This window comes from Sphingobium sp. LMA1-1-1.1, assembly GCF_040676365.1.
GTDB lineage: Bacteria > Pseudomonadota > Alphaproteobacteria > Sphingomonadales > Sphingomonadaceae > Sphingobium.
Genome location: NZ_JBEGHS010000001.1, coordinates 108,499 through 124,348, shown reverse-complemented (window position 1 = coordinate 124,348; position 15,850 = coordinate 108,499). Strand labels below are relative to the sequence as shown.

At 64.4% G+C, this 15,850-nt stretch carries 19 protein-coding genes; 15 read left to right on the top strand and 4 right to left on the bottom strand.

The features are described from left to right. Positions 1–59: 59 nt before the first annotated feature. The 7 genes from astD to MRBLMA1_RS00655 all read left to right on the top strand — a co-directional run bounded on the left by astD (position 60) and on the right by MRBLMA1_RS00655 (position 6,107). Positions 60–1,493, top strand: coding sequence for a succinylglutamate-semialdehyde dehydrogenase (astD, locus tag MRBLMA1_RS00685; protein WP_363734497.1), 1,434 nt, complete (start codon positions 60–62; stop codon positions 1,491–1,493). Positions 1,494–1,601: 108 nt separating this feature from the next. Continuing rightward, entirely contained in the window at positions 1,602–2,390 is a 789-nt protein-coding gene (gene cobA, locus MRBLMA1_RS00680) for a uroporphyrinogen-III C-methyltransferase (protein WP_363734496.1), read from the top strand. Then, on the top strand, positions 2,387–2,683 hold the full coding sequence (locus MRBLMA1_RS00675; protein ID WP_133652322.1) for a DUF2849 domain-containing protein: 297 nt from the start codon (positions 2,387–2,389) through the stop codon (positions 2,681–2,683). The genes cobA and MRBLMA1_RS00675 overlap by 4 nt, the downstream gene beginning before the upstream one ends. A gap of 3 nt (positions 2,684–2,686) precedes the next feature. After that, the gene (locus MRBLMA1_RS00670) at positions 2,687–4,318 is read left to right on the top strand and encodes a nitrite/sulfite reductase (RefSeq protein ID WP_363734495.1); all 1,632 of its coding nucleotides are present in this window, start codon (positions 2,687–2,689) and stop codon (positions 4,316–4,318) included. Beyond that, positions 4,311–4,751 (top strand): DUF934 domain-containing protein, encoded by a 441-nt coding sequence (locus MRBLMA1_RS00665; protein ID WP_363734494.1) that lies wholly within the window; start codon positions 4,311–4,313, stop codon positions 4,749–4,751. Before MRBLMA1_RS00670 ends, MRBLMA1_RS00665 begins: the two co-directional genes overlap by 8 nt. After that, positions 4,744–5,535, top strand: coding sequence for a phosphoadenylyl-sulfate reductase (locus MRBLMA1_RS00660; protein WP_133652325.1), 792 nt, complete (start codon positions 4,744–4,746; stop codon positions 5,533–5,535). The genes MRBLMA1_RS00665 and MRBLMA1_RS00660 overlap by 8 nt, the downstream gene beginning before the upstream one ends. A gap of 176 nt (positions 5,536–5,711) precedes the next feature. Beyond that, positions 5,712–6,107 (top strand): MAPEG family protein, encoded by a 396-nt coding sequence (locus tag MRBLMA1_RS00655; protein WP_363734493.1) that lies wholly within the window; start codon positions 5,712–5,714, stop codon positions 6,105–6,107. Positions 6,108–6,145: 38 nt separating this feature from the next. Here MRBLMA1_RS00655 and MRBLMA1_RS00650 read toward each other — a convergent pair whose 3' ends face one another. Beyond that, on the bottom strand, positions 6,146–7,627 hold the full coding sequence (locus MRBLMA1_RS00650) for a replicative DNA helicase (RefSeq protein ID WP_363734492.1): 1,482 nt from the start codon (positions 7,625–7,627) through the stop codon (positions 6,146–6,148). 135 nt (positions 7,628–7,762) lie between these two features. On the opposite strand from MRBLMA1_RS00650, the gene MRBLMA1_RS00645 reads away from it, so the two are divergent. Genes MRBLMA1_RS00645 through MRBLMA1_RS00625 form a run of 5 tightly spaced genes read left to right on the top strand, consistent with a single transcriptional unit; the run spans position 7,763 to position 10,767 of the window. Continuing rightward, on the top strand, positions 7,763–8,245 hold the full coding sequence (locus MRBLMA1_RS00645; protein WP_025549400.1) for a UPF0262 family protein: 483 nt from the start codon (positions 7,763–7,765) through the stop codon (positions 8,243–8,245). 32 nt (positions 8,246–8,277) lie between these two features. Then, complete coding sequence (locus tag MRBLMA1_RS00640) at positions 8,278–8,943, top strand: glycoside hydrolase family 25 protein (protein ID WP_363734491.1); 666 nt, start codon at positions 8,278–8,280, stop codon at positions 8,941–8,943. Further along, complete coding sequence (locus MRBLMA1_RS00635; protein WP_363734490.1) at positions 8,940–9,398, top strand: cytidine deaminase; 459 nt, start codon at positions 8,940–8,942, stop codon at positions 9,396–9,398. The genes MRBLMA1_RS00640 and MRBLMA1_RS00635 overlap by 4 nt, the downstream gene beginning before the upstream one ends. A 6-nt stretch (positions 9,399–9,404) precedes the next feature. Beyond that, positions 9,405–9,959 carry a dCTP deaminase gene (dcd, locus tag MRBLMA1_RS00630; RefSeq protein ID WP_133652330.1) on the top strand — a complete coding sequence of 185 codons (555 nt, stop codon included), beginning with the start codon at positions 9,405–9,407 and terminating at the stop codon, positions 9,957–9,959. Positions 9,960–10,002: 43 nt separating this feature from the next. Continuing rightward, positions 10,003–10,767, top strand: a complete 765-nt coding sequence (locus tag MRBLMA1_RS00625) for a metallophosphoesterase (protein WP_363734489.1) — start codon at positions 10,003–10,005, stop codon at positions 10,765–10,767. A 19-nt stretch (positions 10,768–10,786) separates the two neighbouring features. On the opposite strand, the gene MRBLMA1_RS00620 is transcribed toward MRBLMA1_RS00625, so the two are convergent. After that, the gene (locus MRBLMA1_RS00620) at positions 10,787–11,485 is read right to left on the bottom strand and encodes an anti-sigma factor family protein (RefSeq protein WP_363734488.1); all 699 of its coding nucleotides are present in this window, start codon (positions 11,483–11,485) and stop codon (positions 10,787–10,789) included. After that, on the bottom strand, positions 11,482–11,970 hold the full coding sequence (locus tag MRBLMA1_RS00615) for an RNA polymerase sigma factor (RefSeq protein WP_363734487.1): 489 nt from the start codon (positions 11,968–11,970) through the stop codon (positions 11,482–11,484). The genes MRBLMA1_RS00620 and MRBLMA1_RS00615 overlap by 4 nt, the downstream gene beginning before the upstream one ends. Before the next feature lie 163 nt (positions 11,971–12,133). Here MRBLMA1_RS00615 and MRBLMA1_RS00610 point away from each other — a divergent pair, with 163 nt between their 5' ends. From MRBLMA1_RS00610 to MRBLMA1_RS00600, 3 genes are all read left to right on the top strand, one after another. Then, positions 12,134–13,384, top strand: a complete 1,251-nt coding sequence (locus MRBLMA1_RS00610; protein ID WP_363734486.1) for a S8 family serine peptidase — start codon at positions 12,134–12,136, stop codon at positions 13,382–13,384. 100 nt (positions 13,385–13,484) lie between these two features. Continuing rightward, entirely contained in the window at positions 13,485–14,177 is a 693-nt protein-coding gene (locus tag MRBLMA1_RS00605; protein ID WP_363734485.1) for a hypothetical protein, read from the top strand. A 349-nt stretch (positions 14,178–14,526) separates the two neighbouring features. Beyond that, positions 14,527–14,871 carry a hypothetical protein gene (locus MRBLMA1_RS00600; protein ID WP_363734484.1) on the top strand — a complete coding sequence of 115 codons (345 nt, stop codon included), beginning with the start codon at positions 14,527–14,529 and terminating at the stop codon, positions 14,869–14,871. Between the two features lie 111 nt (positions 14,872–14,982). Here MRBLMA1_RS00600 and ctrA read toward each other — a convergent pair whose 3' ends face one another. Further along, positions 14,983–15,690 (bottom strand): response regulator transcription factor CtrA, encoded by a 708-nt coding sequence (ctrA, locus tag MRBLMA1_RS00595; RefSeq protein WP_025549663.1) that lies wholly within the window; start codon positions 15,688–15,690, stop codon positions 14,983–14,985. Positions 15,691–15,850: the final 160 nt, after the last annotated feature.

Below are 15,850 nucleotides of genomic sequence, written 5' to 3'. Positions count from 1 at the left end.
GAGCTTCTATCGGGAGCCAGGCTCTTCCCTAAAGCGGAATTAATTGCCATATCGGCAGCATGTCCGCCGCGCTGACTTCGTTCGAACCCGCCACTGGCGAACTTCTGTGGCAGGGGACTGCCAGCGATGTGGCGACGGAGGTTGCCCGCGCCTGTGCCGCCTGGCCCAGATGGGCCGCCCAGCCCATCGCCTATCGCATCGAAACGCTGCGCCGCTTCGTCAATGTCGTGCGCGCCAATGAAGAGGCGCTGGCAGACCTGATCGCGCGCGAGACCGGCAAGCCCCTGTGGGATGCGCGGACCGAAGTGACGGCGGTGATGAACAAGGTCGATATATCCGTCGCCGCCTTTTCCGAACGCACCGGACAAAGGCGGCTGGAGGCGGCAATGGGCGCTCGCCAGTCCGTGCGGCACAAGCCCCATGGCGTCATGGCGGTGCTGGGCCCCTATAATTTCCCGGCGCATCTGCCCAACGGTCACATCGTACCTGCCCTGCTGGCAGGCAATGCCGTCGTCTTCAAGCCATCGGAAAAGACGCCTGCGGTAGGTGAAATGCTGGTGCGCCTCTACCATGAGGCCGGCGTGCCGGAGGATGCCGTCCGGCTGGTGCTGGGTGGCCCGGATGAGGGCAAGGCGCTGGCCGCCCATCCCGATGTGAGTGGTATCCTCTTCACCGGGTCGGCCCAGACGGGCATTGCGATCAACCGGCAGTTCGCCGCCAATCCGGGCAAGATACTGGCGCTGGAAATGGGCGGGAACAACCCGATCGTCGCCTGGGATACGGCAGACGTCCCCAGCGCCGCGACGCTGATCGTGCAGTCGGCCTTCCTGTCGAGCGGGCAGCGCTGCACCGCGGCGAGCCGGCTGATCGTCAAGGACGAGTTGGCAGACACGCTGGTCGGAGAGGTCAAGAAGCTGGCCGACCGGCTGATCGTCGATCATCCCCATGCCGACCCCGCGCCCTATATGGGCCCGGTGATCGACAATCAGGCGGCCGATCAGCTGACGGAGAGCTTCCTCTACCTGATGAGCAACGGCGGCAAGCCGATCAAGCATATGGTCCGCACGACCAAGGGGCTGCCCTTCGTCACGCCAGCGATCATCGACGTGACCGCCATGGCCGAACGGCCCGACATCGAACTGTTCGGCCCCTTGTTGCAGGTCGTCCGCGTCCCGGATTTCGAATCCGCGATCCGGGAGGCGAACAACACCCGCTACGGCCTGTCCGCGGCTTTGATCGGGGGATCGCCGGAACAATATAACCAGTTCTGGGCCAATATCCGGGCGGGCATCGTCAACTGGAACCGCCCCACCAACGGAGCATCCTCCTCCGCGCCCTTTGGCGGGGTGGGCATTTCCGGGAACCATCGGCCCAGCGCCTATTATGCGGCGGATTATTGCGCCTATCCGGTCGTGTCGGTGGAAATCGAGCAGCCGCGCGCGTCCATCGGCGTCGGCCTGAAGGACATCGACACCAGCACGATGGGCGATTGAGCGTCGGGTCGGGGCGACGGCGTCAGATCGACCCCTCCCAAATTTTCCTTCGCCCTGGCCAATGCATTCTGAATTGAAACCACGGGCCGATTTCGCCATCTGCCCAGCATGGCTGAAACTCCCACTGCCACTGTCACCCTTGTCGGTGCTGGTCCGGGCGATCCGGAACTGTTGACGCTGCGCGCGGCGCGGTTGATCGGCGAGGCCGAGGTGATCGTGCATGACGGGCTGGTTTCCGTCGAGATATTGGCGCTTGCCTCCCCGCAAGCCGAACTGATCTCGGTCGCCAAGCAGCGCAGCCGTCATTCGGTGCCGCAGGACGGGATCAATGCCCTGCTCGTCGAACTGGCGCTCGCCGGGCGCCGGGTCGTCCGGCTGAAGGGCGGCGACCCCTTCATCTTCGGCCGCGGCGGCGAGGAGATGGAGGCATGCCGCGCCGCCGGGGTGCCGGTGGAGATCGTGCCGGGCATCAGCGCCGCCGTCGGCTGTGCCGCGCAGGCGCAGCTGCCCCTCACCCACCGCGCAGCGGCGAGCGCGGTCAGCTTCGTTGCGGGGCAATGCAAGGGGCTGACCGATCAGGACTGGTCGGGCCTGGCCGGCGCGGGGCGCACGCTCGTCATCTATATGGGCGTGGCGACGGCGGCAGACATTGCCGACAAGCTGATCGCCGACGGCGTGTCCCCGGCGATTCCCGTGGCCGTGCTGGAAAACGGCACGCGCGCCGACATGCGGACGCTGCGCACCTTGCTTGCCGATCTGGGCGAGATGGTGGCGCGGGAAAAGGTGAAAAGTCCCGCCCTGATTGTGGTGGGAGAGGTTGCGGCCTATGCGCTGGCGCAGGATGTGCTGGCCGGCTGGGTCGCGCAGGAGACATTTGGGGCGGAGACTGACAAGTGAAGATTTTGACCGGCAATGACCTCGGCACCGGGGACGTGATCTGGTGGGCGGGCGACGGCTGGTCGCGGCAGGTCGGCGATTCCGTCGACGTGAGCGACAAGGGCGAGGATCTGGCCCGCGCGGAGGAAGCCGCGTTGCGGGTCGTGGGCGCCTATGTGATCGATGCGACCGTGACCGGAGAGGGCGTGCGCCCCGCACATATCAAGGACCGCATCCGCGCTCTGGGGCCAACGGTGCGCCCCGACCTGACGCTGAAACCGAATGACGCCGATGCCGGCAACTGGGTGATCTGAACCATGTATCGTTACGACAGCTACGACCAGTCCATCGTCGACGCCCGCGTCGAGGAATTTCGCGACCAGACCCAGCGCCGTCTGGCCGGGCAACTGACGGAGGACCAGTTCAAGCCGCTGCGGCTGATGAACGGCCTCTATCTCCAGCTTCACGCCTATATGCTGCGCGTCGCCATCCCCTATGGCACGCTGAGCGCCCGTCAGATGCGCAAGCTGGGAGAGATCGCGGCGAAATATGACCGGGGCTACGGCCACTTCACGACGCGGCAGAACCTGCAATATAACTGGATCAAGCTGGCCGACGCGCCGGACATCCTTGCCGAACTGGCGACGGTCGAGATGCATGCCATCCAGACCAGCGGCAATTGCATCCGCAACATCTCTTCCGACCAATATGCCGGGGTGTCGGCGGACGAGGTGGCCGATCCGCGCCCCTGGGCGGAACTGCTGCGCCAATGGTCGACCTTCCATCCCGAATTCACCTACCTGCCGCGCAAGTTCAAGATCGCGGTGATCGCAAGCGAGGAAGACCGTTCCGCCATGCGGCTGCACGACATCGGCCTGAAGCTGGTGTCGCGCGACGGCCGGATCGGTGCGGAGGTCTATGCCGGCGGCGGCATGGGCCGCACCCCGATGGTTGCCCCGCTCATCAGGGATTTCGTGCCCGAAGAGGAGATCGTCTCCTATCTGGAGGCGTGCCTGCGCGTCTATAACCGCTATGGCCGGCGCGACAACAAGTACAAGGCGCGGATCAAGATCCTGGTCCACGAGCTGGGTGTCGAGGAATATAAGCGGCAGGTCGAGGAAGAATTCGCCCATATGCGGACGCTGGGCCTCAACCCGCCGACCGAGGAACTGGACCGCATCCGCGCCTATTTCGCTGGTCCCGCCTATGAAACGGGCCTGGACGGCAGCGTCGATCGCAACGATCCAGCCTTTGCCCTGTGGGTGGACCGGCAGGTCGCGGCGCACAAGCAACCGGGCTATGCCATCGTCAACATCAGCCTGAAGCCGCGCGGCGGCATTCCGGGCGATGCCTCGGCAGAGCAGATCGCGCTGGTGGCGGACCTGGCCGAGCAATACTCGCTCGACGAACTGCGCGTCACCCATGCGCAGAACCTGGTCCTGCCGCATGTGAAGAAGGCGGACCTCCACGCCGTCTGGCAAAAGCTGGACGAGGCCGGACTGGCGGAGGCCAATCTGGACCTGATCACCGACATCATCGCCTGCCCCGGCCTGGATTATTGCAGCCTTGCCAATGCCCGCTCCATCCCGCTGGCGCAGAAGCTGTCGGAACGGTTCGCCGCGGCGGACCGGCAGAAGGAACTGGGCGAGCTGAAGGTCAAGATTTCCGGCTGCATCAATGCCTGCGGCCATCATCATGCCGGCCATATCGGCGTGCTGGGCGTGGACCGGAAGGGCGTGGAGAATTTCCAGCTCTCGCTCGGCGGATCGGGTGCGGAGGATGCAAGCGTCGGGCAGATCACCGGACCCGGCTTTTCGGAGGACGGCGTGGTCGATGCGATCGAGAAGGTCACCAACATCTATCTTGCGCAGCGGGAGGAAGGTGAACGCTTCCTCGACACCTATCGCCGTCTTGGCATGAAGCCCTTCAAGGAGGCGATCTATGGTTGAGTTCCTCTCCTTCCGCGAAGGCGAAGTCGGCCAGGAACCGGCCGTCACGGTCGAATCCTTCACCGGCCAGTCCAATTCGACCGCCGTCCGGATCGAAGCGGGCGAGGATGCCCGCGAATTGCTGCCCCATCTGGACAGGTTGTCGCTGGTGGAGGTGAATTTCCCGGCGTTCGGCGACGGGCGCGGCTATTCGGCGGCGCGGATATTGCGCGAGGCCGGCTATATCGGCGAGCTGCGCGCCGTGGGCGATGTGCTGGTGGACCAGATCGTCGCGATGCGCCGCTGCGGCTTCGACAGCTTCCGGCCCGACAAGGCGCTGGACGATGCCGCCGTGGAGCGCGCGCTCCGCCGTTATGACGATGTCTATCAGAAGACGATCGACGGCCGCCGCCCAGTCTGGGCGAAGCGGCACCCGGAGACTGCAAATGGCTGAACCTGCCCGCAAGCTTGACGTGATCGATGCCCGCCCCGCCTTTACCCAGGCGGACGCGGATGCTCTCAATGCGCGCTTCAGTGGCGTCGACACGCTTTCGATGCTCAGGACCGTCTTTGCCGAGGGGCTGGCGGGGAATGTCGCCGTCGTCTCCTCCTTCGGCACGGAAAGCGCGGTTCTGCTGTCGCTGGTGGCGAAGGCGGACAGGACCGTGCCGGTGATCTTCGTCGACACGCTCAAGATGTTTCGTGAGACGCTGGATTATCGCGAAACGCTGATCAGCACACTGGGCTTTACCGACAGCCGGACGGTCGTGCCGGATGCGGACGTGCTGGCGAAGAAGGACGAGACGGGCCTGCGCTGGTCCTACGACCCCGATGGCTGCTGCGAGATCCGCAAGGTCGAACCGATGAGCCGCGCGAAAAATGGCCTGGATGCCTGGATTTCCGGACGGAAGGCGTTTCAGTCGGTGACGCGGCAGAACCTGCCCCGTTTCGAGATCGAAGACGGCCGTCTGAAGATCAATCCGCTGGGCGACTGGACGAAGGACGATCTGGAGGCCTATTTCGAGGCGGAAAAGCTGCCGCGCCACCCGCTGGAGGCGCAAGGCTATCTGTCCATCGGTTGCGAACCGTGCACGTCCAAGGTGCTGCCGGGCGAAGACCCGCGCGCCGGCCGCTGGCGTGGTTGGGACAAGGTGGAGTGCGGCATTCACACGCCGGTGACGCCAATCCCCTCCCCCATCGCCGATCCGGACGATCCGGCCAACCAGCCGGTGTTCTGACCGAAAAGGACATCCTGCCCGCGACGCGCATGTCCGGTTGACCTGACAGCCGGGCAGCAACCCCGGAGCCGGCCCCGGAGCGAGCCATCGTCTTATGCCGGAACGGAGACTGATGGCGCGCGCCCTTCAGGCGCGATATGGTCGCCGTTCATGACAGACCGAGCGGAGGACAGGATATGGCCGTCGAGCTGAAGATATTGGCGTGGAGTTGCGTGCTGCTGCTGGTCCACATCTTCGCGGCGGCGCATATCAAGACGCGGCAATATGGCACCAAGTGGAATATGGGTGCGCGGGATGAGGAATTGCCGCCGCTTGATCCCGTCGGTGGGCGGCTGGTGCGGGCGCAGGCCAATTTCCTGGAAACCTATCCCATCGCGATCATCACCCTGATCGGCGTGGTGATCGTGGGGAAAACCAGCGGGATGACAGCGATCGGCGGCTGGCTCTGGCTGGGTGCGCGGGCCGTGTATCTCCCGCTCTACGGCATGGGCGTGCCCGTGGTGCGGACGATCGCCTATCTGGTCAGCATGATCGGGCTCGCGCTGGTCTTTCAGGCCTTCGTTTCGGGCTGAACCATTTTCCTGCGCCCATTTTCCTGCGCATCGCGCCGCTATTCATAATCGTCCATGTAGCTGCCCTCCGCCAGATCGGAGAAGCGGGTGATCTTCGCATCGAACTTCATGCGGATGCGCCCGGTCGAGCCATGGCGCTGCTTGGCGATGATCACTTCGGCAAGGCCGTAGATGCGCTCCATCTCCTGCGCCCATTCCAGATGCTCGGAACTCTCCTTGTTCCCCGGCTCCTTCGCGGCGACATAATAATCCTCGCGGAACACGAACCAGACCATGTCCGCGTCCTGCTCGATGGAGCCTGATTCGCGAAGGTCGGACAATTGGGGCCGTTTGTCCTCGCGCTGTTCGACGGCGCGGCTGAGCTGGGACAGCGCCAGAACCGGGCAGTTGAGTTCCTTGGCCAAGGTTTTGAGGCCGCGGGAAATTTCCGAAATTTCGTTGACGCGATTATCGCCCTTACCCGTGCCCTGGAGCAGTTGGAGATAGTCGACCACGACGAAACCAATGTCATGCCGCCGCTTCAAACGGCGGGCGCGCGTGCGCAGCGCGGCGATGGTCAGGCCAGGCGTGTCGTCGATGAACAGCGGCAATTCCTGCAACTCGCGCGCTGCCCGCGAAAGATTCTGGAAGTCTGACCGGCTGATCTTGCCCATGCGCAGCGCTTCGCCGCTGATCCCCGACTGTTCCGCCAGCACGCGCGTGGCGAGCTGGTCGGCGGACATTTCCAGGCTGAAAAAGGCGGTCTTCGCGCCCATGTTCTTTTCCGGCGAAATGCCGTCCGCATTGTCGCGCAGCCAGCGCGAGGCGGCATTATAGGCGATATTGGTCGCCAGCGACGTCTTGCCCATGCCCGGACGACCCGCAAGGATCATGAGATCCGAATTGTGCATGCCGCCGATCTTTTCGTTCAGGCTGTTGATGCCGGTGGTGATGCCCGACACATGCCCGCCACTGTTGAGCGCCCGCTCCGCGATCTGGACCGCCATGGTCGTGGCGGTGGCGAAGCTCTTGACCGAGCCGGTTTCCCCCTCCCCTTCGGAAACCTTGTAAAGGGCGACCTCAGCCTGCTCGATCTGTTCGCGTGGATTCACGTCCTCGCTGGTGTCGAGAGCGCTTTCAACCAGTTCGCGCCCGACATGGACAAGTTGGCGCAGCAGGGCGAGGTCATAGATCTGCGCCGCGAAGTCGCGCGCACCCAGCAACGCGGCGCCATTGCCCGTCAATTGCGCCAGATAGCCGACACCGCCCAGTTCCTTGAGCGCCGGATCCTGCTCCAGCATCGGTTTCAGCGTCACGGGGTTGGCGACCATGTCGCGTTCGACCAGCCGCATCACCGCTTCGTAGATGCGGCCGTGCAAGGGCTCGAAAAAATGCTCTGGCTTCAGCTTGAGCTGCACATCCTCGGCAATGCGGTTGTCGATCATGAGCGCGCCCAGCAGCGCGGCCTCCGCCTCGACGTTGCGCGGGAGTTCGGTGATGCCGGTTTCTGCGGCGGGGTTGATTTGCACGAGTTCGACCATTGCCCCCTCATCGCTTCGCTGACGGCGGCGCGCAAGGTCCGACATTGAAACGATTGGGAAAAGCTGTGGACAACCCGGCGCCCTGCTTTTCCCGGTTGCATTTCCCTGTGCTCCGCCGCACTGACCATAGCGTTCATGGCCGATCCGCGCATCATCGATATCACGCTCGACGAGCGGACGATCCTCTGGCGCAATGCCGATGTGGAGCAGGAGCGGCGCATCGCCATCTTCGACCTGCTGGAGGATAATTATTTCGAGCCGCAGCGCAGCCATGAGGACGGCTATGCCGGCCCCTACAAGGTGCATCTGCGCGTCGAGGAAGGCCGGCTGGTCATAGAGATACGCCGTGAAAATGGCGACCCGCTGGAGGCGATCATTCTGAGCCTTGGGCGGTTCCGCCGCCCGATCCGCGATTATTTCGCGATCTGCGACAGCTATTACCAGGCGATCAGCAATGCTTCACCGCAGCAGATCGAAACGGTGGACATGGCACGCCGGGGCATCCACAATGCTGCCGCCGAGACACTGATCGAGCGGCTGGACGGCAAGATCAAGGTCGACTTCGACACGGCCCGTCGCCTGTTCACGCTGATCTGCGTCCTGCATATCAAGGGGTAAGGGGCATCCGTATCATCAGCGCCGGCCATTTCATGGCTCGTTTCTGCCTGCTTCTTGCCGTCCTGGGCCTGATGGCGCTGGGCGGATGGCTCTACGCGCGCGAATGGGCCCCCGATCGGGAGGCGTTCCCGACGCAGGGCGTGTCGGTATCATCGGACAATGGCTCGATCGACTGGGGCACGCTGGCGGCGCAGGGAACCGATTTCGCCTATATCCGCGCCTCGCGCGGCGGGCGCTTTCGCGATCCGGCGTTCGAGGCGAACTGGGCCGCAGCGCGCGCGGCAGGGATGCGCTATGGCGCTGCGCTCGATTTCAGCCTCTGCGCCAGTGCCTCGGAACAGGCCACCGGCTTCATGGCCATGGTGCCGCGCGACAATGCCGCCCTGCCGCCGGTCATCAGGCTGGCGTTCGAGCCGGGCTGCCGCGCCCGGCCGGGGCAGGATGCAGTGCTTTCGGAACTGAACACGCTCATCAACCTGATCGAAAGTCATGCGGGCACGCCGGTCCTGCTGAATGTCAGCGACGATTTCGATGCCCGATATGCCATTGCATCGGGGATCAACCGGACTTTGTGGCTGGACCGCAATTTCTTCGCGCCCGATAGCGGGAAGCGCAGATGGGTGATGTGGACAGCCAATGATATGCGGCATATCGACGGCATCGACGGTCCGGTGCGATGGGATGTGATGGCACGATGAATGCGACGGAAAAGCTGATCGAGGCGGCAAGGGAGGCGATGCGCCATGCGCATGCGCCCTATAGTCGCTTCGCCGTCGGCGCGGCGGTGCGGCTGACCGACGGGCAGGTCGTGACCGGCTGCAATTTCGAGAATGCGAGTTACGGCCTGTCACTATGCGCCGAAACGGTGGCGCTGGCGGCGGCGAATACCCAGGGCCGCCTTGCCGATGTCGAGGCGATCGCGGTCGTGGGCGGCGCCATGGGCGCGGACGGCGTCGCATCGGGCGAGGCCATCGTCACCCCCTGCGGCCGATGCCGCCAGGTCATGAACGAAGCCGAGCAGATGGCCGGGCGGACGCTCGCCATCTATTGCGCTGCACCGGAAGGAGACGCGCTGGTCGAACATCGCGTCGCCGACCTTCTGCCCCTTGCCTTCGGTCCTGCCGATTTGGGCATCACCCCCGGAAAGAGCTGAACAGCCATGTCGATATTGTCGGATAAGTGGATTCGCGAACAGGCGCAAAACAACGCCATGATCGAGCCGTTCGTGGAGAGCCAGCGACGCGACGGCTGCATCAGCTATGGCCTTTCCTCCTACGGCTATGATGCGCGGGTGGCGGACGAGTTCAAGATCTTCACCAATGTCGACAGCGCCGTGGTCGATCCCAAGGATTTCGCCGCCAACAGCTTCGTCGACCGCAAGACCGACGTCTGCATCATCCCGCCGAACAGCTTCGCGCTGGCCCGCACGGTCGAATATTTTCGCGTGCCCCGCGACGTGCTGGTGATCTGCCTTGGCAAATCCACCTATGCGCGGTGCGGCATCATCGTGAACGTGACACCGCTGGAACCCGGCTGGGAAGGGCATGTCACGCTGGAATTTTCCAACACGACGCCGCTTCCCGCCAAGATCTACGCCAATGAGGGCGCGTGCCAGTTCCTGTTCCTCAAGGGCAACGAACCGTGCGAGACCAGCTATGCCGACCGGGCGGGCAAATATATGGGGCAGCAGGGCGTGACATTGCCGCGCCTGTAACGCTGTGCGACATTGGCGGCATGATGTGTGAGGCAAGCCTGCCATGCTGATCCCGTTCCGCAGGCGGAAGGCGCCGGACGACGCGCCCTCCCCCAGCGTGGGCCCGGACAGGCGCGTCTATGCCATAGGTGACGTTCACGGCCGCGACGACCTTTTTGCCCAATTGCTCGACAGGATCGCGCTGGACGAAGCGGACAGACGCCCTTTGCCCCGGCTGCTGATCCTGCTGGGCGATCTGGTCGACCGGGGACCGCAGTCGCGGCAAGTGGTCGAACGGGCGATCAACCTGGCGCATGCGGGCGAGGACGTCCATTTCCTCAAGGGCAATCATGAGGAAATGTTCGTGGCGGCGGCGCGCGGAAATGTGCGGGCCGCCGCCCTCTTCCGTCGTTATGGCGGGGTGGAGACGCTGGCAAGCTACGGCCTGGAGCCCGGGCAGAGCGTCGGGATGGACGACGAGGCGATCGCGCAATGGATGCTGGCGCATGTCCCCCGCGATCATGTCGATTTTCTGGACGCTTTCCCCGATATGCTGCCGCTTGGCGACTATCTCTTCGTACATGCCGGGGTTCGGCCGCGGATCGCCCTCGACGCGCAGATTGCCGCCGATCTGCGATGGATCAGGGGCGATTTCCTGAACCATCGCCACCATTTCGGCAAGATGATCGTTCATGGCCACAGCATCAGCGACGATGTGGACGTGCAGCCCAACCGGATCGGCATCGACACCGGCGCCTTCCGCAGCGGCCTGTTGACCGCCATCGGGCTGGAAGAGGACAGGCGCTGGTTTCTGCAGACCGGGGCCTGACCAGCTTTCCCGGCCTGTCCTATTGCCAGCGCCTGGCCTTGGCCGCTTTCTCCTGCGCGGCATCGAGGGGGGAGCCATCCATCAGGGCATCGACAGTCGCCATGAGGCGCGCATCGCCCGAAGACGCTTGCCGATAGGCAGTCTCCTGCCCCGAACCCGGCACAAGCTGCTGCACTTGCCAGCCCTGCTCCTGGCGACAGGCGACGCCCGAAATGGCCTGCCCTTCGAAGCTGCGGCACCAGCCGCCGCCCTTGCGCCGGAAGCTGAGGCCGATGCGAATCGGCACGCTGTCCTGAGCGGAAGCCAGTTGGGTTTCAAGCGCTGATGCCAGTTCGCCCTGCGCGACCATGGTGCCCTGCTCCACCGCGACCGGACTGTCGCCGCCGCCGCCAGAAAAATGTCCGATGCCAAGACCCAGCAACAGGCTCGCGGCAATCGCGCCGCCCGTCATCCAGGCGTGCCGCCGCGCCGCCACCGGACGAGCGAGGGGGACGACCTTCGCCTCCGCCTGCAACAAGGCCCGCATCGCAGCCGGCACAGGCTCGGCCTCGATCGGCGCATAATGATCCGCCAACCGCTCCCGCAGGCGGACATGCATATCCAGCCGGGCCGCCAAAGCCGGGTCTTCCGCCACCGCACGCTCGATGCGCCGCCGGCTCACCTCGTCCAGTTCGCCATCCACCAGGGCGATCAGCATGGTTTCGTCGATATCCGTCATGCCGCTTCCCCCAGCAGTTCGATGAGCGCGCCGCGCCCGCGTACCAGCCGCGACGTCAACGTGCCCATCGGAATGTCCAGCACCTCCGCCGCCTCCTTGTAGGACAGCCCCTCCACCAGTACGAGCGCGATCGCCTCCCGCTGCTCCTCGGGCAGGCTGTGCATGGCGCGGTCGACGTCGGACAGCATGACATGCGCCTCCACATCCCGGTCGCCCGCATGGCCGACATGCTCGCCGGCCTCCTCCGGCGCGAAGGTGCGGGCGGCGCGCTGCCGGGAGCGGCCCTCATCGATCCAGAGATTGCGCATGATCCGATACATCCAGCTATCCAGTCTTGTCCCCGGCTGCCATTGATCGCGTGCCCGGAGCGCCTTTTCCAACGCCGCCTGGCAAAGATCGTCCGCATCGGCGCGGTCCCGCGACAGGCTGGCGGCAAAGCGGCGCAGCCGGGGCAGGATCGCCAACAGATCGCTTTCGAACGACATCCGGTCTCCATTCAGCTTCCTGAAGGATGAAACGACCATCGCCGCACGTTTCATCCCTGAGCACGGAACTTGTATCGGAAATTTTTTCGCAATGAATCATTTTGAGAGCGAAAGGACCGTAAAGCAGTCCGATTGTGAAAAGGTCGGTGGTAGAGAGGTCGAGATGAAATTCACGCGTCCATGGATCGTCGCAGGCCTGCTGCTGACCGCACCGGGCGCGCAGGCGCAGTTGTTACCCGCGACCGGCGGCACCCTGGGTCAGGTCAGCGGACCAGTGGGCGGCATCGTGCCGCAAGTGCTGGACCGGGTGGACGGCGCGCTGGATCAGGCTGGGCTCGACCAATTGTCGCCCGCGCGGCTGGCCGACCGGCTGGTAGCGGCGCGGGCGGCGCGAATCGACGATCTGCTGCGGCGGCATGGGGATGAGGTGGAACTGGACGACCGGCGCCAGCCGGCGCGGCGCGGGGTGATATTGCTGACCGGAGCGCGGACGGAAAGCGTCGAGGCGCTGCGTTCAGCCGGCTATGGCGTGGAAAATGCGGCCATAGAAGGGCTGGACCTAAACATCGCGCGTCTGACCGTGCCGCAGGGCCGCAGCCTGTCGCGCGCGTTGAAACAGGTTCGATCGCTCGCGCCGGAGGCACAGGCCAGCGCCGACAATCTCTATTTCCCCAGCGGACCTTCGATCGGCATTTCCGCAGCCGCACTGGCGGAGAGCGGGACGGCTCGCGGCAAGGTGGCAGGCCTGATCGACGGCGGCGTCGCCCGCCACCCGGCGCTGACCGGCGTGATCGAGCAGCGGGGCTTCGCCCGCGGCGCTCCTCGCGCCAGCGCACATGGGACAGCGGTAGCCTCCCTGATCAGCGGGACAGGCAGCATCAGGGGTGCGGCGCCTGGCGCGCCGCTGCTGGTGGCGGATGTCTATGGCGATGATCCGGCGGGCGGCAGCGCCTTCGCGATTGCGCGGGCGCTGGGCTGGATGGTGGCGCGCGGGACCGAAGTGGTGACGGTCAGCCTGGTGGGGCCGGACAATCCGCTGCTTGCCGGCGCGATCCGACTGGCACGGGAACACGGCCTGTCCATTGTCGCGGCGGTAGGCAATGACGGTCCGGCCGCCCCTCCGGCCTATCCCGCCTCCTATGCCGGGGTAGTCGCCGTCACCGGCATAGACGGGCGCGGCCGTGTCCTGCCCGAGGCCGGGCGAGCGCGTCACGTCGACTTCGCAGCGCCGGGGGCCGACATGAATGCAGCGCGGGTCGATGGCGGCAAGGGCAAGGTTCGCGGCACGTCCTTCGCGGCGCCGCTGGTGGCGGGGCGGCTGTTCGCTACCGGCAGCGTGCAAGCCTTGCGCGCGGAAGCAAAGCGCAATGCCGGGCTCAGCGTCATTTGCGGCAATTGCAGAAATAATGATTGATTTTCAAATATTTGAAAAATTTTTATGACATTCGGGGATTAAAGTGGATCGCCCTTCCGTTGTCCTGCCATCGGATCGACAACGAACAAGGAGACGATCGATGAAAGTCCAATTCCTGATTGCTACCGCCGCTCTCGCTGCTCTCACCGCCGCGCCCGCCTCTGCCCAGTTGCTGGGTGGCGGTGGCGGCGGCATGCTCGGCGGCGGCCTGGGCGGCGCGCTGGGCGGCATGGGCGGCGTGGGCGGATCGCTGGGCGGTACGCTGAGCGGTTCGGGCGGCGTTGGCCTCGACCGCAGCATCGACCTGGAGAATGGCCGCGTCGGCGCCAGCGGTTCCGGCCATGGCAGCGGCAACGGTTCTGCCTCCGGATCGGTCAGCCGCCACGGCAAGAGCCACAGCGGCAACGCTTCGGGTTCTGCCAGCGGATCGGCAAGCGGCAGCCTGACGGCCGACACGCTTGGCACCGGCGACGTGCGCAACGCCGTGGGTGGCCTGCGCGACCAGGCCGGCAGCACCGTCGGCGCAGCGCGGGATCGCGCCGCCACAACCGCAGGCGAGGCCAGGGACCGTGCCAGCGCCACCGCAGGGGCAGCGCGCGACCGCGCCGCCAATGCCGCGAATGACACCCGTACTGTAGCCGGCAATGCCGCGGGCAGCGTTGCGGGCGCCGCCAGCGGCGCGGCGAACAGCGCAAACGGCCTGGCATCCGTTGATGCCTCCGGGCAGATGTCGGGCAGCGGACAGGCATCCGGTTCAGGCAGTTCGACAAACTCGGATCAGGCGGCCAACTGACCTCGCCCGGAGGCGGCATGTCCCCGCCCGGCTTTCAGCCCTATTGCCGCCTCCCCGCCTGATCGAAGGCTGGCGATCCTCACCGGATCGCCAGCCTTCACGCTTTCTGAACCGGGCATCAAAAGCCTTTGATATAAATGGTTTAAGATGATCGCGCTTTTCATGGCGCGCCTAAAGGTCTAGATTGCACATCATAGGGTTCCTTCGGCCATGTCGAACGGAACCGAAGGTCGCCAAAGGTGCGTCGCGGCACCATATTGAAGAGATACGGTACGGAATGTCCGTTTCGGATTCCGATTTTGCTTCCAAGCGGCTTCATGATCGCCAGCGCAGACTGCTGAAGGCACGTATGCGTCATCCAGATCATGGTGAGATCGACATATTGGTCCGCGACGTTTCGGAAATGGGCCTGGGCGGGCGGTGCGACCGCGAACTCGCCGTGGGAGAGAGCGTGGTCATCCTCCTGCCCGACTGCCGGCCTGCCCATGGTCGGATCGCGTGGCGCAAGGGGCAGAGCTTTGGCGTGCAACTGACGGCCGAGATCAATCCGGAGGCGGTCAGAAACCGCGTCACTATCGATCGGCCGACCGAAGGATATCATGTGCCTGACGCATTCCGTCCCTCGATCGAAACGAAACGGCCTGGCTTTCGGACGCGTGCACAGGGGCCGGACACCGATAATAAGTGGCGATGATTTCGCATCTTTCCGGAGCCGTCAGGTTCTGCCCGTCGCAGAACACATGAATGAAGAAGGCCGCCGATCCCACTGGAACCGGCAGCCTTTTCTTCCGTCGCTATGGTACGGTCAGGCGACCTTGGTCGCGAATTCCTCGGCTTCGTCGGGATCGCGCAGCACATAGCCGCGGCCCCATACGGTCTCGATGTAATTTTCCCCGCCGCAGGCCAGCGCCAGTTTCTTGCGCAGCTTGCAGATGAAGACGTCGATGATCTTGAGTTCGGGTTCGTCCATGCCGCCATAAAGGTGGTTCAGGAACATTTCCTTGGTCAGCGTCGTGCCCTTGCGGAGCGAGAGCAGCTCCAGCATCGCATATTCCTTGCCGGTCAGGTGGACGCGGTTGCCGTCCACTTCCACGGTCTTGGCGTCCAGGTTCACCGCCAGCTTGCCGGTGCGGATAACCGACTGCGAATGCCCCTTGGACCGACGGACCACCGCATGGATGCGGGCGATCAGTTCCTCGCGATGGAAGGGCTTCGTCACATAATCGTCGGCGCCGAAGCCGAAGGAGCGAACCTTGCTGTCCATTTCCGCCACGCCGGACAGGATCAGCACGGGCGTTTGCACCTTCGCCGCACGGAGCTTCTTGAGCACGTCATAGCCGTGCATGTCCGGCAGGTTCAGGTCGAGGCAGATGATGTCGTAGTCGTAGAGCTTGCCGAGGTCGAGACCTTCTTCGCCCAGGTCGGTCGTGTAGACGTTGAACCCCTCGGTGGTGAGCATCAGCTCGATCGCCTTGGCCGTCGTCGGTTCGTCTTCGATTAGCAGCACGCGCATGTGAAGCCCCTTTGCGTAGCGGTTCCGTTCACCCCCAGAGAACGACGACCGCTCCAATTCATTAACCAAAAAACTTCTGAAGGACAAAGGTTAATTTTTCGCTAACCGGCAGAATTCCACGAGTCGTGCTATTTTGAATCTGTTTTCAACGTTTTGAACA